Below are 26,551 nucleotides of genomic sequence, written 5' to 3'. Positions count from 1 at the left end.
TACTCCTTTAAGAAACAGTCAAAAAAATATAGTGGCAACTGCCACCATATATAGAATAGCACGGTGCCGGGCTTGCGTCAATATCAAGTTGCATTTGCCACCAAAATAAAGTATACTGGTTTTATTAAAGGAGAGATGCCCTATGATGAACAGCTCCGAAAGCCCGTTCAAATCCATTTCCATCCTGTACCGGAAATCTCACATCTGGCTGAACAATGACTGTGCCCGGCATGGTCTCACAGCTGCACAGGCGGTGGTGATTCTGATCGTATGTGACTATAAGACACTGACACAGGACGAAATCACCAAGCGACTGTCACTGGACAAAAGTGTGATCGCCAAGACGGTTACGAAACTGGAAGTCGGAGGCTTTGTTGTCCGGACCACCAATGCAAAGGACAAGCGAACCTATGACATCCGTCCCACCGAAAAATCCTGGAAAGTCTATCCGTACATCAGGGAGGAGATCGACCGCTGCTTTCTCCGCATGACCCAGCAGATGACAGAGGAGGAACAGACGGAGTTCGCTCGGCTTTTGGCAAAGGCCGCGGCGGCAGCCATCGATATAGAGGAATGATCCCGTATCCTTGGACTGGAAAAGACAACAAAAAAGAGAGCCGACCGTTGTTTTATCGGTCGGCTCTCTTTTCAATTAGAATCAGAACAGAGGAGAATCAGTATTCTCCGGTAAACGGATGCTCAGTTCCCAGAGCATTCAGGACTTGCAGCATTTCACCGGCCTCCCGGCGGGCGGCGATGGGGTCCATCATCAGGTAATTGCCGCACTCCTTTTCAGAAGCGCCGGGAATGGGGCCGTCATAAGCGGCCATCCAGGCGAAGGATTCCCGCACCAGCTCCAGTACCTGCATCTTATCCAGTCCGCTGGTCAGCAGGTAAAAACCGGTCAGACATCCCATGGGTCCCACATAAACCACATGTTCCGACCACTTGCTGTTGCGGGCATAAGTGGCAAACAGATGCTCCAGCGTATGCGCCGCGGCGGGGGAGAGATACTGCCCGCGATTGGGCTGCTTCATGCGGACATCCCAGGTCAGGACATCGCCATCCTGACGGGAAAGATACAGCCCGGGCATCAGTGTGGTATGGTCCACACAAAAACTGGCAATTCGTTTCATGGGGATCATCACTCCACAGTGGACTGGACAACGCCGTGCTCGCAGTCCATCAGAATGCCGGCGCCGTCGGGCAGGATACGCATGGCATGGGAGGCGCCGACAATGACGGCTTTGTTCAGGGTCAGTCCGACAATAGCGGCATGGCTGTTGGTGCCGGCCTCCTCAACGATGATGCCCGCAGCGCTGCGCATATAAGGCAGGAAATCATTGTTGGTGTAGGGGGCGACCAGAATGTCGCCGGCTTTGAACTTCTTGGCGGCCTCGGTAGCAGTGCGGCAGATGCAGACATTGCCTTTGGCGTTCAGCTTGCCGATGCCCACACCGGAAAGGAGGCTGTTGCCTACCAGATGAACTTTGATCATGTTGGTGGTGCCGGAAACGCCCACGGGCACACCGGCGGTCACAACGACCATTTCACCGGGATGAATGAGGCCGGCCTTCTCGGCAGCCTCAACGGACATGCTGATCATCTCGTCGGTGGAATGCGCGTAAGGCATAATGAGCGGAGTGATGCCCCAGTAAGCATTGAGCTGACGGCGGACGCACTCGTCCATGACGCAGGCGATAATGGGGGTTGTGGGACGGCAGCGGCTCAGCAGACGGGCAGTCTCACCGCTCTTGGAGACGGTGATGATGGCGCTGGCGTGAATATCGGCGGCGGTGGTGCAGGCGGCATGGGCGACTGCGGCGCTGATGCTCAGGCGGCTGTCCTTGGTCAGGGCATGGTGGACCAGCATGTTATAATTGGAATCGCTCTCAGCGGTGTCCGCAATCTTGGACATGGCCTTGAGAGCCTCCACCGGGTACTTGCCGGCAGCGGTTTCGCCGCTGAGCATGACGGCGGAAGAACCGTCGTAGATGGCGTTGGCCACGTCGGTGATCTCGGCCCGGGTGGGACGGGGGTTGACAATCATGGAGTCCAGCATCTGAGTGGCAGTGATGACCAGCTTGCCGGCGGACATGGTGCGGTCGATCAGATGTTTCTGAATGGCGGGGATCTCGGCAAAGTCGATCTCAACGCCCATGTCGCCGCGGGCAACCATGATGCCGTCGGCAACACTCAGGATCTCGTCGATATTGTCCACGCCTTCCTGGTTTTCGATTTTGGCGATGATGCGGATGTTGCCGCCGTTCTCGCTGACAAGATGACGAATCTCCTGAATGTCCTGTGCACAGCGGGTAAAGCTGGCAGAAATCAGATCAAAGCCCATCTCCACGCCAAACAGAATGTCCGAGCGGTCGCGGGTGCTCATATAAGGCATGGAAAGGTGCACGCCGGGAACATTGACGCCCTTCTTGGTCTTAATGACGCCGTCATTCTCCACGACGCAATGAATCTCGGTATCGGTAACATTTTCAATGCGCAGAGAAATCAGGCCGTCGTCCAGCATGATGCGGCCGCCGGGCTGAACGTCGCGGGGCAGATCCTTGTAGGTGATGGAGGAAATCTCGTTGGTGCCCTCAATGTCGCGGGAAGTCAGAGTGAATTTCTGGCCGGCAACCAGAGTTTCAGAGCCGTTCTTAAAAGTTCCGAGACGGATCTCGGGGCCCTTGGTATCCAGCATGGCTGCGACAGGGCGGTCCAATTCGGCGGAAAGAGCACGCAGAGCCTCATAACGGCGGCGATGCTCGTCATAATCGCCGTGAGAAAAATTGAAACGGGCTACATTCATACCGTTCTCGATCAGCTGACGGAGAACGTCGTCCTTATCGGTCGAAGGACCAAGAGTACACACAATCTTCGTGTTGCGCATGGAAACCTCCTGATTGAAAAAAATATGAAATGATTTTTAATCTTATACAAAGTCATTATATTACATTTGTGAGATTTTCACAAGCACAAATCGCTGCCGACAAGGCCTGTTTGGAGTGAAAATTTGTTGCCCGGCATGGGAAATTATGCTATATGCAGTGATTTTATCCTCCGGTTTTACTTTTTGCTGTCTTTCAGGTATAATATGACACAGAAAAAGCAAGTGTATTTACTTTGAAAAAGATCTTTTCCGCCGGTCGGTGGATTTACCAACGAACAAAGGAGATAAAACTGTGGCAAAACGCGTATTTCTGATCGTTCTGGACAGCTTCGGCATTGGGGCGGAGCCGGATGCGGAACAGTTCGGCGATGCCGGCACCAACACGCTGGCTGCTGTGGCAGGCCATCCCGCTTTCCGGGGCGAGAATCTCGCCAAACTGGGCCTTTTCAATATTGACGGCGTCACCTGCGGCACCCCCTGTGAGCATCCCATGGGCAGCTTTGCCCGCCTGCGGGAAGCAAGCGCCGGCAAGGATACCACCATCGGACACTGGGAGATTGCGGGCATGGTCAGTGCCGAGCCGCTGCCGACCTTTCCCAATGGCTTCCCCCAGGAACTGCTGGATGAGTTCACCCGCATCACCGGGTACGGGGTGCTGTGCAACAAGCCTTATTCCGGCACCGAGGTCATCCGGGATTACGGCGAGGAACACCTGCGCACCGGAGCGCTGATCGTGTATACCTCGGCGGACAGCGTGTTCCAGATTGCCGCCAATGAGGCACTGGTTCCCGTGGAAAAACTCTATCAGATCTGTGAGCAGGCCCGTGCACTGCTCAAGGGAAAGTACGGTGTTGGTCGGGTCATTGCCCGTCCTTTTGTGGGTGACAAGGCGGAAAACTTTACACGTACTGCCCGCCGCCACGACTACTCATTGCTGCCGCCGAAGGACACCATGCTGGACCTGCTGCAGAAGGCAGGGCTTGCCACCATCGGCGTGGGCAAGATTCATGACATTTTTGCAGGCAAGGGCATAGGGGAGACCATCCGCACCTCCGGCAATACCGAAGGAATGCGGGTCACCCTGGAGCTGGCTGACCGTGACTTTGAGGGCCTGGCCTTTGTCAACCTGGTGGATTTTGATATGCTGTACGGCCATCGCCGGGATGTGCAGGGGTACGCCGCCGCGCTGGCTGAGTTCGATGCCTGGCTGCCCGGGTTTATGGAAAAGATGCGCCCCGACGATGTACTCATGGTGACGGCGGACCACGGCTGCGATCCTTCCTATACCAAAACCACCGATCATACCCGTGAGTATGTGCCTTACCTGATTTACGGCCAGTCGCTCCGCGGCGGGGTGGACCTGGGAACGCGGTATTGCTTTGGTACCATTGCCAATACGGTGTGTGAGTATCTGGGCGTTCCTGTCTGCCTGGACGGCTGCAGCGTGATGCATGAACTGACAAAGTAAGATGAATATGGTGAGGAATCGAGTGTTTTTGACGATCATACGGATTTTGGCTGTTCTGCTGGCGGCCTATTCCATCGGCCTTGTGTTCATGAGCAACTTCAACATGGGCAATCTGCTGGTCTGGCTGCTGACGGTGGCAGTGGGAGGCTACTCCATCTGGTACCGTCCGGTCAATCGCTGGTTTTCCACGGGGCCGGGCCGGGTTGTGGGCGTGATCCTGCTCATCGGCGTAATCATTTATGGTGCGCTGCTTGTGTTTGTCTCGGTCAGCGGATACACCAATACCGCCACCGGCACCGAACAGGCCGTCATTGTACTAGGGGCGGGCCTGCGGGGGGATCGGCCCAGTCTGCTTCTGCGCTACCGGCTGGACAAGGCCTATGAGTACGCCTGTGAACATCCCGATGCTATCGTGATCACCACAGGAGGCCAGGGACGGGACGAAACGGTGCCGGAAGGCCAGGCCATGCGGGATTACCTGATTGCCAAGGGCCTGGACCCCGACCGGGTTTTGCAGGAGACAAAATCCACTTCCACCGAGGAAAACTTCCTTTTTGCCCGCCAGATTCTTCTGGATCACGGAATGGATGCGGACGGCGCCATCGTCTACGTGACCAACGCCTTCCACTGCTACCGGGCGGGCCAGTATGCCAGGCGTGCCGGCTTTGCCGAGGTGCATGCCCTTCCGGCAGGCATTTCCTTCCTCAGCGTGCTGCCCTGTTATCTGCGGGAAGTTTTGGCGGTGTTGTACTACTGGGTGTTCAAGACTTCGGAGTCGGGCCCCATGCACGCCATGGTGGGACTTTTGAGCCTGAACAAGAAGTTCTTTTATAAATAAAGGTGTCAGCCTGCCTGCGGGCAGAAAAAATATTATTTACATTTAAGGAGCTGTTGTAAGGATGCAGATCCGCTATTACAAGGAATACAGCCGGTATCTGAACCGGGACATGGAATTCAAGGTATTTGGTCATGCAGGGCGTCCCATCCTGATTTTTCCCTGCCAGGGCGGCCGCTTTTTTGACTGGGAAGACTTCGGCATGTGCGACATTGCGGCACCGTGGATCGATGCGGGCAAACTCCAGATTTTCTGCGCAGACAGCATTGACCACGAGAGCTGGGATGCCGTCGGCCCCGAGCGTCCCCGCATTGAGATGCAGGAGCGGTGGTACAATTATATCTGTGAGGAACTGGTTCCTCGCATTCTGGAGATCAACCGGGAACAGGGCGAGGACCACACAGGCCGCATTCTGCTGGGGGGAGCCAGTGTAGGCGGCGGCCATGCGGTCAACTTCTACCTGCGCCGTCCCGATATTTTCAACGGCACCATCGCCCTCAGCGGTATCTATAACGCCAGCGAGTTCTTCGGCAATTATATGGATGATCTGATCTATCGCAACAGCCCCTGCGACTATATGCGCAATTTCCCGGCCGACCATCCATACAAAGAACTGTACGCCAGGGCGGACAAGTTCATCATGTGCTGCGGTCAGGGCGCCTGGGAGGACAAGCTGCTTACCTCCACCCTGGAACTGCAGAAAATTCTGGAAAGCAAGGACATCCATCCCTGGGTGGACATCTGGGGCACAGATGTCACCCATGACTGGCCGTGGTGGCGCCGTCAGTGGCCCTATTTCCTGGAAAATATCTTGGGCCAGGCGTAAACCGGCCGGGGGAGTGACCCAATGAATCTGTTTGAAGACGAAACCTCCCTGCGGCGGATCAGGCGGGCACTCTGCATCGGAATGCTTGTCCTGCTGATCCCTGTGTTTGTGGCGGCGCTGTTCAACCGGCCGTCGGCGGATGACTATGTCTATGCAGCGCAGACTCACGCGGTGGTGCAGCAGTGGGGAGTGGACTGGGGAAAATTGCTCCAGTCTGCGGCGGAGACGGACCTCTATTTTTACAATAACTGGCAGGGGCTCTATGTGTCTGCCTTTCTGCTGGCACTGCAGCCGGCTATATTTGGCGGACAATGGTATGCCGTTACCACCTTTCTGATCGTCGGTTTGTTGTTTGCGGGTGCTCTGGGCTTGAGCGCAGCGGTGTTTGGCCGTCTGTGGCCGAACGGAAAGGCACCGGTTTTCTTTGCGGCACTGACCTTTACCTTTGCTGTGGTGCAGGGAATGCCCAATCAGGTGGAGGGACTGTACTGGTACAACGGTGCCATGAATTACATCCCGTTCTTTGTACTGACCATGCTGGTGGCGGCGCTTCTGTTTCGCACCTACACAGGCGGCAAACGGCGTTCCAAGCTGATGTGCACGGTATTGTGCTGCCTGCTCTGCGCGGTCATCGGCGGCGGGCATCATGTAGTGATCCTTCTGGCGCTGATGCTGCTTGCCCTGGCAGTGGTGCTGTTTGCGCGGAAAAAATCTGCCTGGCCGGTGGCACCACTTGTTGTATGCCTGGGCGGACTGTATTTCAATATGACCTCACCGGGCACCCAGGTGCGGATGTCGGGGTTCTCTTCGGCCTCCCTGCCGGAAGCCGTCGTCAAAAGCCTGATCCTGTCGGTACTGTCGGTGATCCGCTGGCTGGATCTGCCGCTTGTCGCGCTGCTGCTCCTGCTTACACCGGTGCTGTGGCGTCTGGTGCAAAGCCGTGAGATCCCGGCCTCGGCATTCCGCTGCCCGTGGGTGCCTGCCGCAGCCACGTTCGTCCTGGTCTGGGGCATGATCTGGCTGCCCTCCTACACTATGGGAGGCATCGGCCCGGGGCGCCTCATCAATGTGGTGTGGATGACCTTTCTCATCGGTGTGCTGGTCAGCTGGGCGTATTTCCTGGGCTGGCTGTCCCGTGTAAAGAAACCTGCCGCCAGACTGCCTTTTGCGGGGCTTGACCTGCGCAAGGGGCTGGCCGTGGGCGGCGCGCTGGTGCTCTGTATCGCATGCATCGGCGGCCGTACCGTCAAGGAGGGACTGGACAATCGCTTTGCCACCAGTCTGGAAGCCGCATGGGAACTGGCCAACGGCACGCCCCAGGCCTATGCCGCTGCACTGGATGAGCGGGAAGCCATCCTTTCGGATCCCGGTGTCACGGATGCGGTGATTCGCCCCTTGACGGAGGATGAACGCCCCTATCTGCTCTTTTTCAGTGATGTGGAACCGGGACCGGATACCTGGGGCCTGACTGAGTATTACGGCAAACAGTCGGTGTATATCCAGGAAAACGAATCCTGACAGAAAGACAAAAACCGCCCGGAAGGCTGGAGCTTTCAGCCTTCCGGGCGGTTTTTATACGATGAAAGAGAATGGGCAAAGGATCAGGCGCGTTCCTGCACGTAACGGATAAATGCGTCGCGATCTGCCTCGGTGGCCACATTGACCACATACATCTGGTTGCCCATGTCCAGGGCGAGGGCGTCGGGCATCCGATCACACATCTTCATGACGGCGCCGTAGCGGGCCAGGATCTCAGCATGGGAGTGCTTGTAAAATACGCCGTCGCGGCGGCCGGCATAGACACAGAAGAATTTGGGTCCGTTCATGTCCGCGTGGATGACCTTGTCGTAGCAGACCATATCTGCCCATACCTGATAGCAATCCACCGAATTGGCAAAGTTGATCATATCGGGGGTGTAGCCGCCGGCGGGGCGCATGTTGACTTCCAAGGCAACGTAGTCGCCCTTTTTGCCCAGACCCGGCTTGTCCGCATTGAGCTGGAAGAACTCGCAGTGGAAGAAGCGGCTCTTGGCGCCGAATGCCTTGATGGTGCGGAAACCGATGTCCTTGAGGGCTTCGGGTACTTCCCGCCGGACCCAGTAGGCCAGATCGCCGTTGGTGTTGACGATATCCATGATGGGGGTGGGGAAGTAGTTGCTGGTGTAGAACAGCGGCACACAGTGGCTGTCGGCCACACCGTCAAAGCTTACAATGGTGCCGTCGATGAATTCCTCCATGATGTACTGCACCGGGGGCAGCTGGGCATAAAAAGCCTCCAGCTCCTCATGATTCTTCAGCTTGTAGGTGGCCTCGGCACCGCAGCCGTTGTCCGGCTTGACGATGACAGGATAGCCCACCTCGCCGATAAACGCCTTGGCAGCCTCCAGCGTGGACACCATATGGTGGCGGGCCACAGGGACGCCGGCCTCGCGGTAGCTGTCCTTCATGCGGCTTTTGTATTTGATGCGGGAGATAAAATCATTCTGGGCGCCCGTGGTGATGTTAAAGTCGGTGCGCAGCTGAGCGTCCATCTCCAGCCAGTACTCGTTGTTGCTCTCCAGCCAGTCGATCTTCCCGTATTGGAAGGTAAAGTAGCCCACGGCGCGCACCATGGCATCGTAGTCGCTCAGATTGTCCACCCGGTAATATTCGGTCAGGCTTGCCTTGAGCGGCTCGGGAATCTCATCGTACGGCGCATCGCCGATGCCCAGCACATTGACACCGTTGCGGCGCAGCCGGTCACAGAAATTCCAGTAACTCTTGGGAAAATGCGGCGATACAAAAATAAAGTTCATGATCCTGTCCCTCACTTTTTCTAAGCTCCGAGCCCTGCACTGCAAGGAGGCGGGGCTCAGAGAAGGTTATACAAATTGAGCGCGATTGCTGTCGTAGGTATAACCGACTTTGGCCAGGCGGCTGCACAATTCCGCCTGATCCACGTCTTCCGTCGAGCAGAAATTCTCGAGGGAATGGTCGCGATCGCGCAGTTTGGTGTTGACGTAGCTCAACAAGATGATCGGGTCCTGAGGCAACACAGGGACGGCCTCCTTTCTTTGTGAACTCAGAGAAAAAAGGAAAGGCGGTCTGATCTTGCAGTCAGGACCGCAGGCGGATGCGTACAGAAAAAGCCGGCCACCATGGTGACCGGCATTTCTTCCATCCAGATCAGACAGCGCGAGTAACCTTACCCGAACGCAGGCAGCGGGTGCAGGCGTAGATATACTTCGGGGAACCATCCACGATAGCTTTTACGCGCTTGACATTGGGATTCCAGGTACGATTGCTCCGACGATGGGAGTGGGATACCTTGATACCGAACGTGACACCCTTGCCACAGCATGCACATTTGGCCATTCTGCTTGCACCTCCTTTAAGTAGCTGTACTATCATAGCAAACCTGAAAGAAAATTGCAAGTGCTTTTTTTGTGTTTTGCCAAAAAGTTTGTCAAAATTTTGTGCGCCCATTCCGGAAAGAGCCAAAATGCTGTGCCGGAAAGGAGATGAACCCGTCAGATAGGGGCTTTGACTTGTGTGCAGAGGCAAAGTACGGTATAATATATTGATTCTATGGAGTCCGGAGGTAGACATATGGGTGGCCTGTTGGGACCGGAAGTTCTGGTTTCGTATCTGCTGCGTGCGGTGGTCATGCTGATCGCCATACCTTTTCATGAGGCGGCGCATGCCCTGGTCAGCTGGAAACTGGGGGACCCCACCGCCAAAAACGCAGGGCGGCTTTCCCTGGACCCCCGCCGCCACTTTGATTTGATGGGCGGCATCTGCATGATTTTTGCCGGTGTTGGCTGGGCGCGTCCGGTGGGGATCCGCCCCGACCGCTTCAAGAACCCCAAGGTCGGTATGGCGATTTCGGCGGCGGCAGGCCCCATCTCCAACCTGTTGCTGGCCTATCTGTCCATGATCGTCTACAAACTGCTGGCCGTCTGGTTTGGTTTGGGCCTTCCCACGCTGCTGTATCGTCTACTTTATTATATGATATCCATGAACGTCAGCCTGGCGGTGTTCAATCTGCTGCCGGTTCCGCCGTTTGACGGCAGCCGTATTGCTCTTCTGTTCCTGCCGCAGAAGTACTATTTCAAAGCGATGCAGTACGAACGCCAGATCATGATTGTCGTTTTGATCGCCGCCGTATTCGGTGTACTGAATTACCCGCTGTCCATCGTCGGCAATGCAGTCTGGCAGGTGCTGGACCTGGCGACGGCATTTGTTGCCTGAGTAAAAACGGGCAGGACCATACTGGAGGAATAGGGGAGCATTACATGGAGGCATTGACCTTCAAACTGGAAGACTTTGAAGGCCCGCTGGATCTTTTGCTGTATCTGGTGAGCAAAAACAAGATGAACCTGTATGATATCAACATCATGCAGCTGATCGATCAGTACACGGCAGTCATCAACACGCTGCAGGCGGACCGGATGGATGTGGCCAGCGAGTTCATTGATATGGCGGCCAAACTGGTTCAGATGAAAAGCGCACTGCTTCTGCCCCGCAGTCCGGAGGCCGAGCGCATGAAGGCCGAACTTACGGGGCGTTTGATCGAGTACAGTACCTGCAAGGCGGTGGCGGCTCAGCTGGGCAGCCGCGCCCGGGATGTGTTTACGGCGGTGCGCCAGCCTCAGCCGTTGGTGGGTGCGGCGGAATACACCCGCCGGCATGACCCGGAACGGCTGGTACAGGCCTGGTACAATCTGATGGGACGCAGCCTGCGCAAGCGCAAGCCCACACAGGAACGGTTTGAACCGCTGGTAACCGCGCCGTTTGTCTCGGTGTCCAGCCGTGTCATTCATATGCTGCGGGGGCTGGTGCACGGGACCCTGTCCCGGATGGGGCAGCTGTTTGACCGGACCGAGACCCGCAGCACCAATGTGGCGACTTTTCTGGCGCTGCTGGAACTGATCCGTGCAGGGCGTGTCCAGGTGGATGGGGAGGGGGACCTTCACGTCGACCGCACACACCGCAGAAAGCGAAAGGGGAACGAGCAAGATGAATGAAAAGCAGCGCCTCGGCGCATTGGAGGCCATGCTTTTTGCGCACGGCGAACCGGTTGAGCTGGATCGACTGGCGGATGCGCTCCACGCCGAACCCATCCAGACCCAGATGCTTCTGGAAAAACTGCAGAAACAATATGATGAGCGCAGCAGCGGTATGGTGCTTCTCAACTTCGAGGACCGGTGGCAGATGGCGACCCGTCCCTATTATGGGGAGATCGTCAAGCGTATTCTGGATACCCGCCGCAACGCGCCTCTTTCTCCCGCAGCGCTGGAGGTTCTGGCAGTCATTGCCTACAACCAGCCTGTATCCCGCAGCTTTATTGAGCAGGTTCGCGGGGTGGATTCCTCTTCAACAGTGGCAAAGCTGCTGGACAAGGGTCTGATCGAGGAGGCCGGCCGTCTGGACCTGCCGGGCAAACCGGTCAGCTTCCGGGTGACCGATACCTTCCTGCGGGTGTTCGGGCTGGGCAGTCTGGCCGACCTGCCGCCTCTCCATGAGGAACAGACCCCCGAGCCGGAGGAGCCCGATGAACCGCAGCCCGAGCTTCCCGCAGCCGAACAGTTGGAGATGAATCCATGAACGTGGTGGTTTTGGTACTGCAGATTCTGGGCATCCTGATTTTGGCGGTGCTTTTGCTGCTTGCAATTTTTCTTCTGCTTCCGGCGGGGATCGAGGCCTTCTGGAAGGAACAAAAGGCGGAAATCTGGCTTTCCGTGGGCCCTTTGCGCCGGCGGTTCTATCCCCCCCGCGCCAAACGGGAAACAGAGAAAAAGCAGACGGGTAAGACAGAAAAGCCGAAGCCGGAGTCTCCAGAGCCGGAAAAAAAAGAACAGGAGGAGCCCCGGGCTTCTGTCCCGGACACCGCGGAAGCGGCAAAGCCTTCCCCCAAGGAACCGCAGCCCGATGAGGTGGACCGGCTGTATGAGAGCCTGATGGGCGATCCCATGAAATATGTCCGCCGGCTGACCCGCTGGGCCAAGGGCCCCGGCAAGATGCTGCTGGAACATCTCAAGGTCCGAAAGGTCAAAATTGTCTGGACGGTTACCGGGGAGGATGCCGCAGCCACTGCCATTGCGTACGGTGCACTGGCAGGTGCCTGCAATACTGCGTGGGTTGTTCTGGAGGATCTGGTGGACGTTCAGGCGGAAGAACTGCGTCTGGAACCGGATTTTACCGGGGAACGCCGCAAGGAACGCTGTTTCTCTTGCCAAATCACGGCAAGAATGTATATAATAGTGGCATCGGTAATCCTGACGGTATGGCGCAGCACCAAACGTCAAGGAGCACCGTCAAAGAAAAAGAAAACCGCGCATAAGACAGCGGATACAAAATGATCTGTGGCACTGCAGCATAATGCCGCAACCGTTTTTTGAAGGAGGAAACTTATATGGCAGAACATCCTGTTCAGGGCCTGATGGGAGCTACCGTGGAGAAAATTCGTGAGATGGCGGACGCCAATACCATTATCGGATCGCCGATCACACTGGACGGCAGCACCACCATTATTCCGGTTTCCAAGGTCACGCTGGGCTTTGCTTCCGGCGGCTCCGATGTCGGCGCAAAATCCACCAAGGAAATGTTTGGCGGCGGTTCCGGCGCGGGCGTGTCTATTACGCCCATCGCTTTCCTGGTCGTCAAGGACGGCACGGTGCGTACGGTGCAGCTGGCGGAGCATGTCTCGCCCATCGACAATGCCATCAACGCACTGCCGGAGCTGGTGGACAAGCTGGCGGCTCTCGTCAGGAAGGACGATACCGACAAGAAGGAAGAAACAACCGGGACGGCAGAGGAATAACTTGCCGCGCAATACACGGAACAAACGGGCGCGGCCCGGCTTGCAGGCCGGACGGCGTCCGTTTTCCATATCAGGAGGAACAACATGGCAGAACAACGTATCCAGAAGGTCCTTTCCGACCAGGGCTATTGCTCCCGCCGCGCTGCGGAACAGCTCATTGCCGAAGGCCGGGTCAAGGTGAACGGTCATCCGGTAGGCCTTGGCGACAAGATGGACCCTGATTTTGACAAGGTGTCGGTGGATGGAAAGAGCCTGCGCATCGTGCGCAAGCGTCAGTACATTTATCTGATGCTTCACAAGCCCCGGGGCTATATCACCACCGCTTCCGATGAGCGCGGCCGCAAGACGGTCATGGATCTGCTCACCGATGTGCCCCGCCGCGTCTATCCGGTGGGACGCCTGGACAAGGACAGCGAGGGTTTGCTGCTTCTCACCGATGACGGCGCCTTTGCCAATCTGCTGACCCATCCGTCGGGCGGGGTGGGCAAGCTCTACCGTGTCACCGTCCGTCCCCGCGCCACCGAGCAGCAGATCGTCGAGATGTCCTCCGGCGTTGTGCTGGACGACGGCGTGCGCACAGCCCCCGCAGTGATCCATGTGGTGACCGATGAGCCGGGTCGTACGGTTTTGGAGATTACGCTGCACGAGGGCCGCAACCGCCAGATCCGCCGTATGTGTGAGGCGGTGGGACTGGAAGTGGTCCGCCTCAAGCGCAGCGCGGAAGGCCCCGTCAAGCTGGGGATGCTGCAGCCCGGCCAGTACCGTGAGCTGAAAAAGTCCGAAGTTTCGGCATTGCGTGCTGCGGCAAAACAGGGGAAAGCCGCCGCGCCGAAGGAAGAATCCGGCCGGAAGGGACCGTTTCCTCGCAAATAAGTGCCGTTTTGCAGGCCGATTGGTGACACGCAGGCCAAAAAAACCTGTACACCGTGCACAATTTTGTAGCAAAAACACTTGTTTGACAGAAATTTACGTAGTATAATCTATACATATGGCATAACGCAACCATCTTGCGATATCACAACAGGGAGGTTCATATATGGCAGCAAAAAAGGCGGGCAAGGAACAGATCCTTGCACATTTTTTTGACGACGGCGTTTATACGCCGCTGTTCCAGGAAGGTGCTGTGAGCGCTGCTTACGGCTGCGCCAACGGACAGACCGCATATGTGGTTTGCCAGGACGGCGGCCCGATTGGTGTGAATGACATCAATAAAACCATCCGCGTGCTGGAAATGGCAGCGGAGACCGGCAATCCGGTTGTTACGATCTACGACTCCACCGGTGCAAAGCTGGACGGAGGGCTGGATCTGCTGACGGCCAACGCCAAGCTGATGGCTGAGATCTCCCGGATTTCGGGTGTTGTCCCTCAGATCGCGGTGGTGACGGGCACCTGCGCCGGCACTTCTGCGATTCATGCCGCGGCGGCGGATATCTGCATTGTTTCCGAGGATGCAGAGCTGTTCCTGACCGCTCCCTTCAACAGCGATGACAAGGTTGCCGATGCAGGCAGCGAGGCCTTTGCTGCCCGTGCCGGTGTCGAGGCGGTTCACGCCAAAAACGCGGAGGACGCTGCCAAGCAGGCCGCTGCACTGGTGGGCATGCTGCCGGGCAACAACCTGGCCGGCCCCGCTGTGTTCGACTTCACGGCTCCCAAGGCTGCCCTCAATCTTGCCAAATATGACCCGAAGCAGGCGGCAGAGTCCATTGCCGACGAAGGCAGCCTGGTTGAGCTGTACGCCGGTTACGGCGCCAATGTGTATACCGCGCTGGGTACCATCAACGGCATGTCTGCCGGCATCATTGCTACCGCCAAGGCAGGGCTGGATCACCGCTGCACCGCCAAGGCTGCACGCTTTGTGCGGATGTGCGATGCTTACAGCATCCCTGTGGTGACCGTCGTCAATACCGATGGCTTCGTCAAGAGTGAGTCCGACGATCAGGCCGGCGGTATCCGTCAGGCTGCCCGTATGGCCGGCGTCTATGCCGAGGCCACCACGGTCAAGGTTGCGGTTCTCGCCGGTGAGGCGGTGGGCCCTGTGTACACGGTCTTTGCCGCTCCCGCCGACTGGCGCATTGCGGTGGACGGCTGCACCGTCGCCCCGCTGGCTCCCGAGGCTGCTGTCAGCGTTCTGTACAAGGACGAGATCTACGCTTCTGACAACATCACCAAGACGACCCAGGACAAGGCCGCTGCCTACCGCAGCGAGGTCTGCTCTGCCAAGGCTGCCGCTGCAGCCGGTGCCGCAGATACCGAGACTGCCGCAGCCAATGTCCGCAATGAGGTTGCACAGGCGCTGGATATGCTGGCAACGAAACGCGCGGTTCGCCTGTCCAAGAAGCACGGCAACATTGCGCTTTGATATCGGAGAGTTCTGAACTTTGAAGGAGGATTACCCCTATGAAAAATCTTACCGTTACCGTAAACGGCGTTGCCTACCAGGTCACTGTTGAAGAGAACACCGGCGCTCCGGTTGCTCCCGCTGCTCCTGCCGCACCTGCTGCTCCGGCTCCCGCCGCTGCGCCTGCTGTTGCACCCGCACCCGCTGCTCCTCAGGGCGCTGCCGGTGCCGTCTCCGTTTCTGCTCCCATGCCGGGCAACATTCTGGATGTCCGCGTCAAGCCGGGTGATTCCGTCAAGGCTGGTTCCGTTCTGATGATTCTGGAAGCCATGAAGATGGAAAATGAGATCTCTGCTCCCCAGGACGGCACCATTGCCACCGTCAACGCCCGCAAGGGTGACACCGTCAGCTCCGGCGACCTGCTGGTCACGATGAACTGAGACAGCAACATGTGAGATGTGACCGCTAAGCGGTTCAAAACGAGGTGAACGAGATTGGCTAAGAAACCGATAAAGATTACCGAAGTTGTGCTTCGTGACGCACACCAGTCTTTGCTGGCGACCCGTATGACCATGGATGAGATGCGTCCCATCCTGCCCGAGATGGACAAGATCCCGTACTTCTCTGTGGAGTGCTGGGGCGGTGCAACGTTTGACTCCTGCATCCGCTTCCTGGACGAGGACCCGTGGGAGCGTCTGCGCATTCTGCGCAAGGAACTGCCCCACCAGAAGCTGCAGATGCTGTTCCGCGGCCAGAACATGCTGGGCTACCGTCCCTATGCCGATGACGCCGTCGAGTACTTTGTCCAGAAGTCGGTGGCCAACGGCATTGATGTCATCCGTATTTTCGATGCTCTGAACGATCCCCGCAACCTGCAGACTGCTATCAAGGCGGCCAACAAGGAAGGTGCGCATGTTCAGGCCTGCATCAGCTATACCCTGAGCCCGGTCCATAACAACGAGTACTTTGCCGAGTATGCCAAGACCCTGGAAGAGATGGGCGCAAACTCCATCTGCATCAAGGATATGGCCGGCCTGCTCAAGCCCTACACCTGCTACGACCTGGTCAAGAAGCTGAAGGAGACCGTCAAGATCCCCATCGATATTCACAGCCACTATACTGCCGGTCTTGCTTCCATGTCCATTCTGAAGGGCATTGAAGCCGGTGCCGATATCATCGACACTGCCATGAGCCCGCTGGCACTGGGTACTTCCCACATGCCCACCGAGAGCCTGGTTGCTGCTCTGCAGGGCACCGATTACGATACCGGTCTGGATCTCGGCCAGCTGAATGTTGTCCGTGCTTACTTCGCCAAGCTGCGCGAGAAGTACATTGCCAACGGCCAGATCAGCCCCAAGAGCCTGGGTGTCGATGCCAACACGCTGCTGTATCAGGTCCCGGGCGGCATGTTCTCCAACATGCTCAAGCAGCTCAAGGATGCCGGCAAGGAAGACAAGCTGGATGAGGTGCTCAAGGAGATTCCTCGTGTCCGCGAAAATGCCGGTTATCCGCCGCTGGTCACCCCGACCAGCCAGATCGTTGGTACACAGGCAGTCTTCAATGTCATCCTGGGCGAGCGCTACAAGATGGTCACCAAAGAGTTCAAGGGCCTGATCCATGGCGATTACGGCAAGACTCCCGCGCCTATCAAGCCGGAGTTCCAGGCTATGATCCTCAAGGGCGAAAAGCCCATTACCTGCCGCTTTGCCGATACGCTGGAGCCCGAAATGGACAAGCTGAAGGCGGAAGCTGCCAAGTATGCCATCCAGGAAGAGGACGTTCTGACTTATGCCATGTTCCCGCAGGTCGCGCCCAAGTTCTTTGAAAAGCGCAACGCCCGCATTCAGGGTGTGGATGCTCTTCATGCCGACTACGAGAACAAGAGCCATCCCGTCTGATTCGTGAATGAATAATACGGCGTTTGCATCTTGATGATTGGATGCAAGCGCTAAGAACTGAATCTGAAAAAATACCCGGTGCATTTCTGCACCGGGTATTTTTTTGAATTTATTTGAGAATTGGGGGATGTGACTCCTGTCTGCCCTGAGATGAAAAAAGGGCGGTCTTAGACACCCATATGATAAAAACATACCCCCGGAGATGAACTGGCGGGCATCTCCGGGGGCGTGTTTGAACGTTTGAATGAATCGTCAGTTGGAGTCTGCCTGGGTGGAGGCTGCGATGCTTTCCTCATAACCGGCCTCGTAGGCTTCGTTGGTATGACCGGGGAAGGGATAGGTGCGAACCTCATCGGCAGTCAGCTCGGCAACGCCGTACCATTTGGCCCGGGCCAGAGCAATGGAATCCTCGCCGTTTTCCCGGATATCGGGCAGGTCATAAGCGCCGCACCATCTGGTGTAAGGCTCAATGCCGTAGGTGACGATGGCGGCTCCATCGTTTTGGGCAGCCTCCGCCACGATCAGGGATTCCCGGGTGTGATACATCATCCAGTAGCTGGCAATGTCATAGGAAGCGCCCACCACGTCAAACAGGCAGACCACCGTCACGCAGGCAGCGCCGGCGGCAAACAGTTTGCGCATCCGCTGGCCCTCAAACTGAACCAGGCAGGCGGCACAGGCAGCCGTCAGGAGACTGAACACCCCATGGGAAGAGCGATCATAGTAGAAGGGGCTGAGAATCATGGCGAAGTTGGCACCCAGCCCGCCCAGAAGCAAAATGGCAGGCCAGGCCAGTTCGGCGGGGGAAGCCTTCTGCATCCACAGCAGGACGTAGAGCGCGGCAAATACCATCAGCAGGGGAAGGGCATTGTCCCACAGCATATTGACACAGTCGAGAAAACGGACCGCGTACTTGGTCAAAAAGGGAGTGGTATCCGGAAAGTCATCGGCGCGGTTGTAGTTGCCGGGCGCGGCAATGAGGATCACAAATCCTGCAAGTGCTCCGACAAACCCCGAAATCATCCAGGCAGGAACCTTCTGCTTCAGCCAAATCAGGAAGGCGATGCACAGGACCAGGCATACCAGCATGCCGGCACTGGTGTTTTCGCTGAGCCATCCGGCAAACAGTCCGGCTGCCGCCATGCCGATGACCATTCCCTTGCCGGAAGAAAAAGGCTTTTGCAGGTAATATCGCCAGGGCAGCAAAAAGGCAAGACAGCCCAGGGATGCCCACAGATAGTTGCAGGCACCGCACATCCAGAGATTGGTCTGGCCGAACGCCGGACTGATCTCCCACAGGGCAACTTGGATCAGCAGGAAAGCCGCTACATCATACCGGTCGCTGCGGCGTCCTCTGGCCAGGCGATAGATGACGAGGCCCAAACCAAGATAGGCGGCGGCATTGAAGACGTTGAAGACGATCTTCGGAAACATGGTAAAGCCTTGGGCAAAGAACTTGACCACGACACGACCGGTCCATTCCATGTAGTGGAAGGCCAGGCTTTGAATCAGCTGCGGCAGGCTTTCCAGGCGCAGCCCCGTGTCAAAGGCATAGGCAAAGGTAAAGTCATCGGCGATATAGGGCGTCAGACAGTTGTACAGAAACATCAGGGCAAACACCAATCCGGCAATCAGGCGGAAACAGGTTCTGCGCCGTTTGGTCCCGAGGGACATGGCTTACCTCCAATCAGGCCTTTTATTAAAGAGGCCGGGATTCGTTTTCATTCAAGGGCTTAAACTATTATTCTATAGGATATATCAGGGGAAATCAAGCCGGCGGCTTCACACTCCTTCAAAATCGAAGGGCGGGGTATATTCTTCCCGGGCGCTGCTCTTCTGCTGCATATAACCGTCGGTCAGACCGGCAGCCACGGCGGCATCCACCACCTTGCGGTATTCGTAGCTGGTCACACGGCGGCCCAGTCCATGGTCTGCAGCGTGGTAGAATGGCGTGAACTGACACATCAGGCTGGTCAGAAAGGGAACGCCGGTCTCCTCCTGCAGGGCTTTCATCCGGAAAACAACGTTCAGGGAATCCTCGGCGTGGCCGGGCAGGACCAGATGACGGATGATAACGCCACGCTTCAGATATCCTTCGCTGTCGTACTGGGGCGCACCGGTCTGGAGCAGCATTTGGCGGATGGCGTTTTCGCAGATATCCCGGTAATCCGAAGCATGGGACAGTTCCTCCGCCAGTCCGGCATCCGCATATTTATAGTCGGCCAGCCAGATATCCACCGCTCCATCCAGGGCGCGGACCGTCCCAGCACGCTCATAGCCGCCGGTGTTGTAGACCACGGGAATCTGCAAGCCCTGCTGTCTGGCAGTACGCAGAGCGGGCAGGACCCAGGGAAGCCACTGGGTAGCCGTTACCAGATTGAGATTACGGGCTCCTTTTTCCTGCAGCTCCAGAAAGATGGCGGTCAGCCGGTCGGTATCGATCTCTTTGCCAAGGCCTTCCTGACTGATGGAGTAGTTCTGGCAGTAGCAGCATTTGAGAGGACACCCGGTAAAAAACACCGTACCGCTGCCCGTCTCCGCCTCGGGAGGGCCGCTCAGGCAGGGCTCCTCCCAGTGATGGAGTGCGGCACGTGCGACAAGAAGTTTGTCGCCTGCGCTGCATTGTCCCATTTCTCCCGCGGCGCGGTTTGCACCGCATTGGCGGGGGCATAGGCGGCATTGAGTGGGCAGATTCATGGCGGGCATCCTTTCCTGGATATGAAATGGTGAAGAACTCAAGGAATCTTTGTATCAGTTTACCACAAAGCGGCAAAATGTGGTATACTGATTTTATATGAATCGGCCGCGTGCGGCGGCAGTAACTGAAAAGGAGAGATGTGCTATGTCTACCCCCCATAACCGCGCACAAAAGGGAGATTTTGCGGCAACCGTGCTGATGCCCGGCGATCCGCTGCGAGCAAAATTTATTGCCGATACTTTTCTGGAAAATCCGCGTCTGGTTACCGACGTACGAGGTATGCTGGGCTTTACCGGAACTTATGAGGGGCGGCCCGTCAGCGTAATGGGCAGCGGTATGGGCATGCCGTCTATTGGCATCTATTCCTATGAGCTGTATACCCAGTACGGCGTGGAGAACATCATCCGCATCGGCTCAGCGGGTTCCTACACCGACAAGGCACGCCTTTTTGACGTGGTTCTGGCAACCGGCGCCTACTCCGAGAGCAGCTATGCGCTGACCCAGTCGGGGGATGGCGCCGACATTCAGCTGCCTGATCCGGAGCTGAACGAAGCTCTGCGCGCCAGCGCCGCGGCGCAGAATATCCCTCTGATCGAAGGCGTCATTCATTCCAGCGATGTCTTTTACCGGGAGCCGTCCGGCGAAAAGCCCCTTTACTGGGAACGCCTGCGGGATGAAAAGGGCTGTGTGGCTGTTGAGATGGAGAGCTTTGCCCTCTTCCACAATGCCAGAGTCCTGGGCAAGCGGGCAGCCTGCCTGCTGACCATCTCGGACAGCTTTGTCTCGCCGGAAATCACCACCCCGGAGCAGCGCCAGACCAGCTTCACCGCCATGATGAAGGTCGCTCTGGGGGTGCAGCTCTGATGGATGACAAAGCACTGATCAGTGCGGCCTTTGCTGTGCGGGAAAACGCTTATACGCCCTATTCACACTTCAAAGTCGGCGCTGCGCTTTTGGGAAAAAGCGGAAAGGTCTATTTGGGCTGCAATATTGAAAATGCTTCCTTCTCGCCGACCATCTGCGCCGAGCGCGCGGCGCTGGCTCAGGCAGTGAGCGGGGGAGAGCGGGAATTTGTTGCCATTGCCATTGTGGGAAGTCTGGAGCATCAAAAGAATACCTTGCCCACCAGCCCCTGCGGCGTCTGCAGGCAGGCTCTGTTTGAGTTCGGCGGAAATGCCCTGCGGGTGATTCTGGCAAAGAGCGAGGAGGACTATCAGGTCTGTACGCTGGGAGATCTGCTCCCCTTGGGATTCGGCCCCCAAAATATTGAGCCCTGAGTTTGTTCTGGCTGTCTGCCGCACAGGATTTTCTGCACAGAGGCAGATGCGGGCCTGAGCGCCCGGTTGACAACAGACATCGGATACGGCATACTAGAAAGGTCATGGCTGCTGCCGGGCGAAAGCCTGGCTATGCGGCATCTTGTCAGATTGGCTTTTGCATCGAAGGAGATATACGCTTTGATCAGGAAACTCATGTCCCTTGTGCTGTGTGGAGCAATGGCGGTTACGCTTTGCTCCTGCGGCACACAGGATACCGATACAGGAACTTCTCTGGCGCTTCAGGACGATTCGACCTATGTCCTGAAGCCGGAGGAAAATGCTGAGACAACGCTGGACGGCAGCGGGGCCATCATTGCGCTGGCTGTGGATTCCGACGGAACCGATACCGGTATGAACGCCATGCTTTGGCAGGGCGTGCAGCAGTTCTGCACCAGCTTCAATTATACAGCGCAGCTGTTTGCCGCCGACGGGGAAGGCACTGAAGCCAATGAAGATGCCCTGCGCAAGGCGGCTGAGAGCGGCGCGGAACTGATTATCTGTGCAGGGCAGGATATGGAAATCCCTCTGTATGAACTGCAGAACAACTACCCGACCATCAGTTATCTGCTTATGGACGGCGAGCCGCACAGTGAAGATTATGCCAGTTACAGCACGGCGTCCAATACCCACTGTGTTCTGTTCAGTGAGGAACAGGCGGGGTATCTGGCCGGATACGCGGCGGTTTCGGACGGATATACCAGTCTGGGCTTTCTGGGAGCCGATATGCTGCCGGGCATTGTCCGGTACGGCACCGGTTTTCTGCAGGGAGCACAGGCTGCAGCCGAGCAGAACGGTGTGGAAGTCTATCTGAAAATCTGGTACAGCGGACAGTATGATGCCTCGGAAGAAATTGCCGCCCGGATGAGCGGATGGTATTCCGATGGCACCCAGCTGATTTTTGCCTGCGGCGGTACATTGGCGCAGAGCTGCGTGGACGCGGCCCAGGAAAGCGGCGGTCATGTAATTGCAGCAGATTGGAACCAGAGTGGACTGGGCAGCCAGGTGGTGGGGTCTGCGGTCAAGCGCTACTCCACTGTGGTACAGAATCAGCTGTACAGCTTTTATGCCGACGGTGCGGGTTGGAACTCCGATCAGGCCGGACAGACCGAACGGGTAGGCGTGTCTTCCGGCGCGCTGGGACTGACAACTGCGCAGTGGAATTTCATTGATTTCTCCCAGGAAGAGTACGAGCAGATTTATGCAGGGCTCGTTTCCGGATCGATCAAAGTAGAGCGCTATTCCGATCCTGACCCCTCCAACCTGCCCCAGACGGCCAATGTTGCCTGCGATTATCAGAACTAAGAAAATATTAAATATGTGTCAAAAGTTTGTTATGCTTTTGTAATGGCCGTTTTCATTGCAAAAACGTGAAAAAAACAGTATACTTCTAGTTGTATGGCAGGGATATTTTGTCTCTGATTACCCGAAAACAAAGGAGAACATAAGTCATGAAAAAGATTCTTGCTTTGATCATGGCAGCAAGCATGGCGGTTTCGCTGGTTGCCTGCGGCAATGATTCCTCTGCTTCGAACTCCGGAGCTACCACTTCCACTGGTTCCACCAGCGAGGCGGCTGCCACCTCCGATTCCGATGCCAAGACCGATGTGGCATTCATCACCGACGTGGGCAACATCGACGACCAGTCCTTCAACCAGTACACCTGGCAGGGCGTGCAGGACTTCTGCGATGCCAACAGCCTGAAGGCAAACTACTACCGTCCCACCGAGGACTCCGATGCTGCCCGTCTGGAGCAGGTCGACAATGCCGTCAACGATGGCGCCAAGGCTGTCGTTATGGCAGGTTATCTGTTTGCCAACACCCTGTACGAGGCTCAGACCAAGTATCCTGACGTTTCCTTCCTGGCGCTGGACGTTGCCGTGTCCGATATGCTGGGTGCCGGCGGCGTTGACACCAGCGCAGCGGACTTCAACATGGACGACTATGATCTGTCCCAGTATGTCACCAGCAACACTGCTCTGGTCACCTACAAGGAAGAGCAGGCAGGCTATCTGGCCGGCTACGCAGCTGTCACCGACGGCTACACCGAGCTGGGCTTCCTGGGCGGCATTGCCGTTCCCGCCGTTATCCGTTACGGCTACGGCTTTGTTCAGGGCGCCAACGAGGCTGCTTCTGAGATGGGCATCAGCAATGTCAACATCAAGTACTGGTACTCCGGCACCTTCAGTGCCAGCGATGAGATCAAGACCAAGATGGACAGCTGGTACACCGAGGGCACTCAGGTCATCTTTGCCTGCGGCGGTCAGGTGGGCAACTCCTGCGCTGCTGCTGCAGAGGCCAACAATGGCAAGATGATCGGTGTTGACGTTGACCAGTCCAACCTGGGCGATTTCGTTATCACTTCCGCCATGAAGGCTCTGGCCAACTCTGTCAACGTTGCGCTGACCGATTGCATGAGCAATGACTGGACCTGGAGCGCCACCTACTCCGGCGTTGAGGCGAAGCTGGGCGCCGCTGAGGATTGCGTCGGCCTGCCGATGGAGACCTCCAAGTTCACCACCTTCACTCAGGAACAGTACGACACCATGTATGCTGAGATCGTCGACGGCACTCTGGTCATTGACGACAGCTCCGATGTCAACGTTACCCCCACTGTTACCAACGTCACCGTTGATTACCAGGGCTAATCGCATAAAGGCATAAAACACAGCCGCCGGGGCACTCCCTCTAAAAGGTGTGCCCCGGTTTTTTGTATACCGAAAACCACTCGCTAGGCGAGTGGTTCAAAAGAAGGCTTGTGCCGATTATGCAGACAAAAAAACTCCCTTTGCTAAAATAGAAGTGCGGTCTGCCAACTGCACAACTAAGCAAAGGGAGGTCATTCAAAATGAACGACGTAAATAGTTTATCGCATACAAGCTGGAATTGCAAATATCATATTGTGTTTGCACCGAAATACCGTAGAAAAGTATTTTGCGGACAGAAACGGCGGGAGATAGGAGAAATTCTAAGAACGCTGTGCAACTGGAAAAAGGTGAATATCATCGAAGCGGAAGTATGTCCGGATCATATTCATATGCTGGTAGAGATTCCTCCGAAGTACGCGGTGTCGAGTTTCATGGGATACTTGAAAGGGAAAAGTAGCCTGATGATTTACGAAAAATACCCTGAGTTGAAATACAAGTATCGGAACAGAGAGTTTTGGTGCAGAGGATATTACGTAGATACAGCGGGTAAAAATGCAAAGAAAATCGAAGAATATATCCGACGCCAGCTTGAAGAGGACCAGGCGGGAGAACAACTGACAATGGGAAACTTCTAATGAACCCGTTTACGGGTGGCAAGTAACAAACTCTCGCGGCTGGCAGACCGTACCAACGCGACGTGACGCGTGCGCTAGTATTCCAGGGCTTCGCCCGTCTGTGAAAAACCCCCGGCTTTGCCGGGGGATATTTATTCGCTTTGCAGGCATACAAAAGAAGCGCCGGCCTCCTGTAACAGGGAAGCCGGTGCGCAATTTTTATTGTCGAAACTTAGATCAGCGCAGCAGTGATCAGCGCCATCTTGTAGACCTCCTCGGCGTTGCAGCCGCGGGACAGGTCATTGATGGGGGCGTTCAGGCCCTGCAGGATGGGGCCGTAAGCCTCATAACCGCCCAGACGCTGTGCAATTTTGTAGCCGATGTTGCCGGCGTTGATGTTGGGGAAGATGAAGGTATTGGCGTAACCGGCAACCTTGCTGCCGGGAGCCTTGAGCTGGCCGACCTCAGGAGCGACGGCGGCGTCAAACTGCAGCTCGCCGTCGACCTTCAGGTCAGGAGCAAGCTCCTTCACACGGGCGGTGGCGTTGCGCATCTTGTCAACGGTCTCGCCCTTGCCGGAACCAAAGGTGGAGTAGCTCAGCAGAGCAACGCGGGGATCAATGCCGAAAATCTCGGCAGTATGTGCAGTTTCAAGGGTGGATTCAACGATTTCATCCTCGGAAGGATCAATGTTGATGGCACAGTCGCCCATGGCCAGGCACTCGTCGCCGCGCATCAGGATAAAGCAGGAGCTGACGGACTTGATGCCCGGCTTGCATTTGATCAGCTGCAGAGCGGGACGGACAGTATCGGCGGTAGAATAGGTGGCGCCGCCCAGCAGGCAGTCGGCCTTGCCCATCTTGACAAGCATGGTGCCGAAGTAGTTGCTGTGGGTCAAAGCTTCACGGCACTGTTCTTCGGTCATCTTGCCCTTGCGCAGGGCAACCATCTGTGCGACCATTTCATCCATCTCAGAATAGGAGAGCGGGTCGATCACAGTAGCCTTGCTGACATCGAAACCGGTCTCGGCGGCAGCCTTCTCCACGTCAGCGGGAGCGGACAGCAGGATAACATTCAGCGTGCCATTGGCAAGCAGCCGGCTGGCGGCACTGAGGATGCGGGGATCCGTACCCTCGGTAAAAACGATCGTGCGAGGATTCTGCTTCAAACGGGTTTCGAATGTTTCAAAAATGTCCATATATGTACCTCCGATCAGATTGCGGCGCAGCCGACAATGTGGCGCCGTAGATTACATTCTCATTATAACATCGCATATTTATCTTTGCAAAGCGATTGTTCGAAAACAGGCACTTTTTGCATATAAAATGGACATTCAGCGCACGAATTGCAAGGATAGTATCCCTTTGTCATTTAATAATCAAAGTCCGTACATTAAGGCAGGAATGCAGAACGGCAGCTGCTTTTCCCAGCTTGCCTCACAATGTTCACCGGCGGGGACGATGCGGGTGTTGAGCAGGACCCTGCGCTGCAGCAGCTGATCCGCCACTTTGCTGAATTCAGCGCGCATTGCCTCATGGTGGGACAACTCTCTGGCACCGTAGTCCATATAAACCACGCTTCCGGCAGTGATGTCGGCGTCGGCGATGGTTTTTGCCAGGCCGGAAGGAGAAACCCAGAGAGAAGGCGAGAGTGCTGCCGCACGGGAAAAGACCCGGTTGTATTCCGTGACGGCATACAGGCTCATGAGGCCGCCCATGGAGCTGCCCGCGATAAAAGTATGGCGCCGGTCAGGGAGTGTACGGTAGCGGCTGTCAACCTCCGGCTTGAAGCTGTGAATAAACCATTCCATCGTCTCGCGCCCGGCAGCCTTGACTTTCCCGAACCGGGGATTGCGGAAATCATAAGGGGAATACTCGGACAGCCGCTCATTGTTTGCGCCGTGGTTGCATTCGACGGCCGCAACAATCAGGGGAGTATCGGTATAGTCCAGATATTCCTTCATACCCCAACATTTGCCGTAGGTGGCATCACTGTCAAAAAAGACATTGTGACCGTCAAACATATACAGGACCGGAAACCGCCGCTGCGGGTCGGACTCGTAGCAGGTGGGCAGATACACATAAGCTGTGCGGGGCTGATCTCCAGTCAGCTGAGGAATCGTTACATTCCAACGGATCACCATATCGTCGGAACCCTCCAATCAAATCATATTTGCATCTTCGAGTCTATCACAGCTTTGACAGGAATGCAATTTTTG

Annotated in this window: 27 protein-coding genes and 1 pseudogene; 19 read left to right on the top strand and 9 right to left on the bottom strand. The window is 56.5% G+C overall.

Annotated features, from left to right (window positions below; all coding sequences use genetic code 11):
• The first annotated feature begins 142 nt into the window (after window positions 1-142).
• Complete coding sequence (locus INF35_RS02345) at window positions 143-577, top strand: MarR family winged helix-turn-helix transcriptional regulator (protein ID WP_193499927.1); 435 nt, start codon at window positions 143-145, stop codon at window positions 575-577.
• 97 nt (window positions 578-674) lie between these two features.
• Here the strand turns inward: INF35_RS02345 and INF35_RS02340 are convergent, their stop codons facing one another.
• Together INF35_RS02340 and pyk are read right to left on the bottom strand one after the other, a co-directional pair.
• Window positions 675-1,136, bottom strand: a complete 462-nt coding sequence (locus INF35_RS02340) for an S-ribosylhomocysteine lyase (protein ID WP_193499926.1) — start codon at window positions 1,134-1,136, stop codon at window positions 675-677.
• Window positions 1,137-1,144: 8 nt separating this feature from the next.
• Window positions 1,145-2,890, bottom strand: a complete 1,746-nt coding sequence (gene pyk / locus INF35_RS02335) for a pyruvate kinase (protein WP_193499925.1) — start codon at window positions 2,888-2,890, stop codon at window positions 1,145-1,147.
• Between the two features lie 292 nt (window positions 2,891-3,182).
• Here pyk and INF35_RS02330 point away from each other — a divergent pair, with 292 nt between their 5' ends.
• From INF35_RS02330 to INF35_RS02315, 4 genes are all read left to right on the top strand, one after another.
• On the top strand, window positions 3,183-4,358 hold the full coding sequence (locus tag INF35_RS02330) for a phosphopentomutase (RefSeq protein ID WP_193499924.1): 1,176 nt from the start codon (window positions 3,183-3,185) through the stop codon (window positions 4,356-4,358).
• Window positions 4,359-4,386: 28 nt separating this feature from the next.
• Window positions 4,387-5,196, top strand: coding sequence for a YdcF family protein (locus INF35_RS02325; protein ID WP_193499923.1), 810 nt, complete (start codon window positions 4,387-4,389; stop codon window positions 5,194-5,196).
• A 61-nt stretch (window positions 5,197-5,257) separates the two neighbouring features.
• Complete coding sequence (locus INF35_RS02320; protein WP_193499922.1) at window positions 5,258-6,019, top strand: esterase family protein; 762 nt, start codon at window positions 5,258-5,260, stop codon at window positions 6,017-6,019.
• A 21-nt stretch (window positions 6,020-6,040) separates the two neighbouring features.
• A complete protein-coding gene (locus INF35_RS02315) occupies window positions 6,041-7,537 on the top strand; it encodes a DUF6056 family protein (protein ID WP_193499921.1) in 1,497 nt (498 codons plus the stop codon).
• 83 nt (window positions 7,538-7,620) lie between these two features.
• On the opposite strand, the gene INF35_RS02310 is transcribed toward INF35_RS02315, so the two are convergent.
• The 3 genes from INF35_RS02310 to rpmB all read right to left on the bottom strand — a co-directional run bounded on the left by INF35_RS02310 (window position 7,621) and on the right by rpmB (window position 9,373).
• On the bottom strand, window positions 7,621-8,814 hold the full coding sequence (locus tag INF35_RS02310) for an ATP-grasp domain-containing protein (protein WP_193499920.1): 1,194 nt from the start codon (window positions 8,812-8,814) through the stop codon (window positions 7,621-7,623).
• A 66-nt stretch (window positions 8,815-8,880) separates the two neighbouring features.
• On the bottom strand, window positions 8,881-9,054 hold the full coding sequence (locus tag INF35_RS13745) for a DUF4250 domain-containing protein (protein ID WP_328740276.1): 174 nt from the start codon (window positions 9,052-9,054) through the stop codon (window positions 8,881-8,883).
• A gap of 130 nt (window positions 9,055-9,184) precedes the next feature.
• On the bottom strand, window positions 9,185-9,373 hold the full coding sequence (gene rpmB, locus INF35_RS02300) for a 50S ribosomal protein L28 (protein ID WP_193499918.1): 189 nt from the start codon (window positions 9,371-9,373) through the stop codon (window positions 9,185-9,187).
• 234 nt (window positions 9,374-9,607) lie between these two features.
• Here rpmB and INF35_RS02295 point away from each other — a divergent pair, with 234 nt between their 5' ends.
• The 9 genes from INF35_RS02295 (at window position 9,608) to INF35_RS02255 (ending at window position 17,057) form a co-directional block, all read left to right on the top strand.
• Window positions 9,608-10,249, top strand: a complete 642-nt coding sequence (locus INF35_RS02295) for a site-2 protease family protein (RefSeq protein WP_193499917.1) — start codon at window positions 9,608-9,610, stop codon at window positions 10,247-10,249.
• Between the two features lie 44 nt (window positions 10,250-10,293).
• Window positions 10,294-11,025: a segregation and condensation protein A gene (locus INF35_RS02290; RefSeq protein ID WP_193499916.1), complete on the top strand. Its 732-nt coding sequence runs from the start codon at window positions 10,294-10,296 to the stop codon at window positions 11,023-11,025.
• Window positions 11,018-11,605: an SMC-Scp complex subunit ScpB gene (gene scpB, locus INF35_RS02285; protein ID WP_193499915.1), complete on the top strand. Its 588-nt coding sequence runs from the start codon at window positions 11,018-11,020 to the stop codon at window positions 11,603-11,605. Before INF35_RS02290 ends, scpB begins: the two co-directional genes overlap by 8 nt.
• Window positions 11,602-12,360, top strand: coding sequence for a hypothetical protein (locus INF35_RS02280; RefSeq protein WP_193499914.1), 759 nt, complete (start codon window positions 11,602-11,604; stop codon window positions 12,358-12,360). Before scpB ends, INF35_RS02280 begins: the two co-directional genes overlap by 4 nt.
• 53 nt (window positions 12,361-12,413) lie before the next feature.
• Window positions 12,414-12,821 (top strand): GerW family sporulation protein, encoded by a 408-nt coding sequence (gene ytfJ / locus INF35_RS02275; protein ID WP_193499913.1) that lies wholly within the window; start codon window positions 12,414-12,416, stop codon window positions 12,819-12,821.
• 84 nt (window positions 12,822-12,905) lie between these two features.
• Complete coding sequence (locus INF35_RS02270; RefSeq protein ID WP_193499912.1) at window positions 12,906-13,694, top strand: pseudouridine synthase; 789 nt, start codon at window positions 12,906-12,908, stop codon at window positions 13,692-13,694.
• A gap of 163 nt (window positions 13,695-13,857) precedes the next feature.
• Complete coding sequence (locus INF35_RS02265) at window positions 13,858-15,180, top strand: carboxyl transferase domain-containing protein (protein WP_193499911.1); 1,323 nt, start codon at window positions 13,858-13,860, stop codon at window positions 15,178-15,180.
• A 38-nt stretch (window positions 15,181-15,218) separates the two neighbouring features.
• Window positions 15,219-15,599 carry a biotin/lipoyl-containing protein gene (locus INF35_RS02260; protein ID WP_193499910.1) on the top strand — a complete coding sequence of 127 codons (381 nt, stop codon included), beginning with the start codon at window positions 15,219-15,221 and terminating at the stop codon, window positions 15,597-15,599.
• A gap of 54 nt (window positions 15,600-15,653) precedes the next feature.
• Entirely contained in the window at window positions 15,654-17,057 is a 1,404-nt protein-coding gene (locus INF35_RS02255) for an oxaloacetate decarboxylase subunit alpha (RefSeq protein WP_193499909.1), read from the top strand.
• Window positions 17,058-17,309: 252 nt separating this feature from the next.
• On the opposite strand, the gene INF35_RS02250 is transcribed toward INF35_RS02255, so the two are convergent.
• On the bottom strand, window positions 17,310-18,731 hold the full coding sequence (locus INF35_RS02250; protein WP_193499908.1) for a DUF3329 domain-containing protein: 1,422 nt from the start codon (window positions 18,729-18,731) through the stop codon (window positions 17,310-17,312).
• A 108-nt stretch (window positions 18,732-18,839) separates the two neighbouring features.
• Window positions 18,840-19,688, bottom strand: coding sequence for a 4Fe-4S cluster-binding domain-containing protein (locus tag INF35_RS02245; protein ID WP_328740273.1), 849 nt, complete (start codon window positions 19,686-19,688; stop codon window positions 18,840-18,842).
• Between the two features lie 211 nt (window positions 19,689-19,899).
• On the opposite strand from INF35_RS02245, the gene deoD reads away from it, so the two are divergent.
• The 5 genes and pseudogenes from deoD (at window position 19,900) to tnpA (ending at window position 24,380) form a co-directional block, all read left to right on the top strand.
• A complete protein-coding gene (gene deoD, locus INF35_RS02240) occupies window positions 19,900-20,619 on the top strand; it encodes a purine-nucleoside phosphorylase (RefSeq protein WP_193499906.1) in 720 nt (239 codons plus the stop codon).
• A complete protein-coding gene (locus INF35_RS02235; protein WP_235983084.1) occupies window positions 20,619-21,032 on the top strand; it encodes a cytidine deaminase in 414 nt (137 codons plus the stop codon). The genes deoD and INF35_RS02235 overlap by 1 nt, the downstream gene beginning before the upstream one ends.
• A gap of 180 nt (window positions 21,033-21,212) precedes the next feature.
• Window positions 21,213-22,376, top strand: a complete 1,164-nt coding sequence (locus INF35_RS02230; RefSeq protein WP_193499905.1) for a BMP family lipoprotein — start codon at window positions 21,213-21,215, stop codon at window positions 22,374-22,376.
• A 146-nt stretch (window positions 22,377-22,522) separates the two neighbouring features.
• A complete protein-coding gene (locus tag INF35_RS02225) occupies window positions 22,523-23,719 on the top strand; it encodes a BMP family ABC transporter substrate-binding protein (protein ID WP_193499904.1) in 1,197 nt (398 codons plus the stop codon).
• A gap of 200 nt (window positions 23,720-23,919) precedes the next feature.
• Window positions 23,920-24,380, top strand: a pseudogene (tnpA, locus tag INF35_RS02220) (IS200/IS605 family transposase).
• Between the two features lie 185 nt (window positions 24,381-24,565).
• Here tnpA and pta read toward each other — a convergent pair.
• Both pta and INF35_RS02210 read right to left on the bottom strand, forming a co-directional pair.
• Complete coding sequence (gene pta / locus INF35_RS02215; protein WP_193499902.1) at window positions 24,566-25,531, bottom strand: phosphate acetyltransferase; 966 nt, start codon at window positions 25,529-25,531, stop codon at window positions 24,566-24,568.
• 180 nt (window positions 25,532-25,711) lie between these two features.
• Window positions 25,712-26,476: an alpha/beta hydrolase gene (locus INF35_RS02210; protein ID WP_193499901.1), complete on the bottom strand. Its 765-nt coding sequence runs from the start codon at window positions 26,474-26,476 to the stop codon at window positions 25,712-25,714.
• Window positions 26,477-26,551: the final 75 nt, after the last annotated feature.

It is taken from the genome of Gemmiger gallinarum, assembly GCF_014982805.1.
GTDB classification, from domain to species: Bacteria; Bacillota; Clostridia; order Oscillospirales; family Ruminococcaceae; genus Gemmiger; species Gemmiger gallinarum.
Note: the sequence above shows the minus strand (reverse complement) of the source record. Positions and strands in the feature narration are given on the sequence as shown.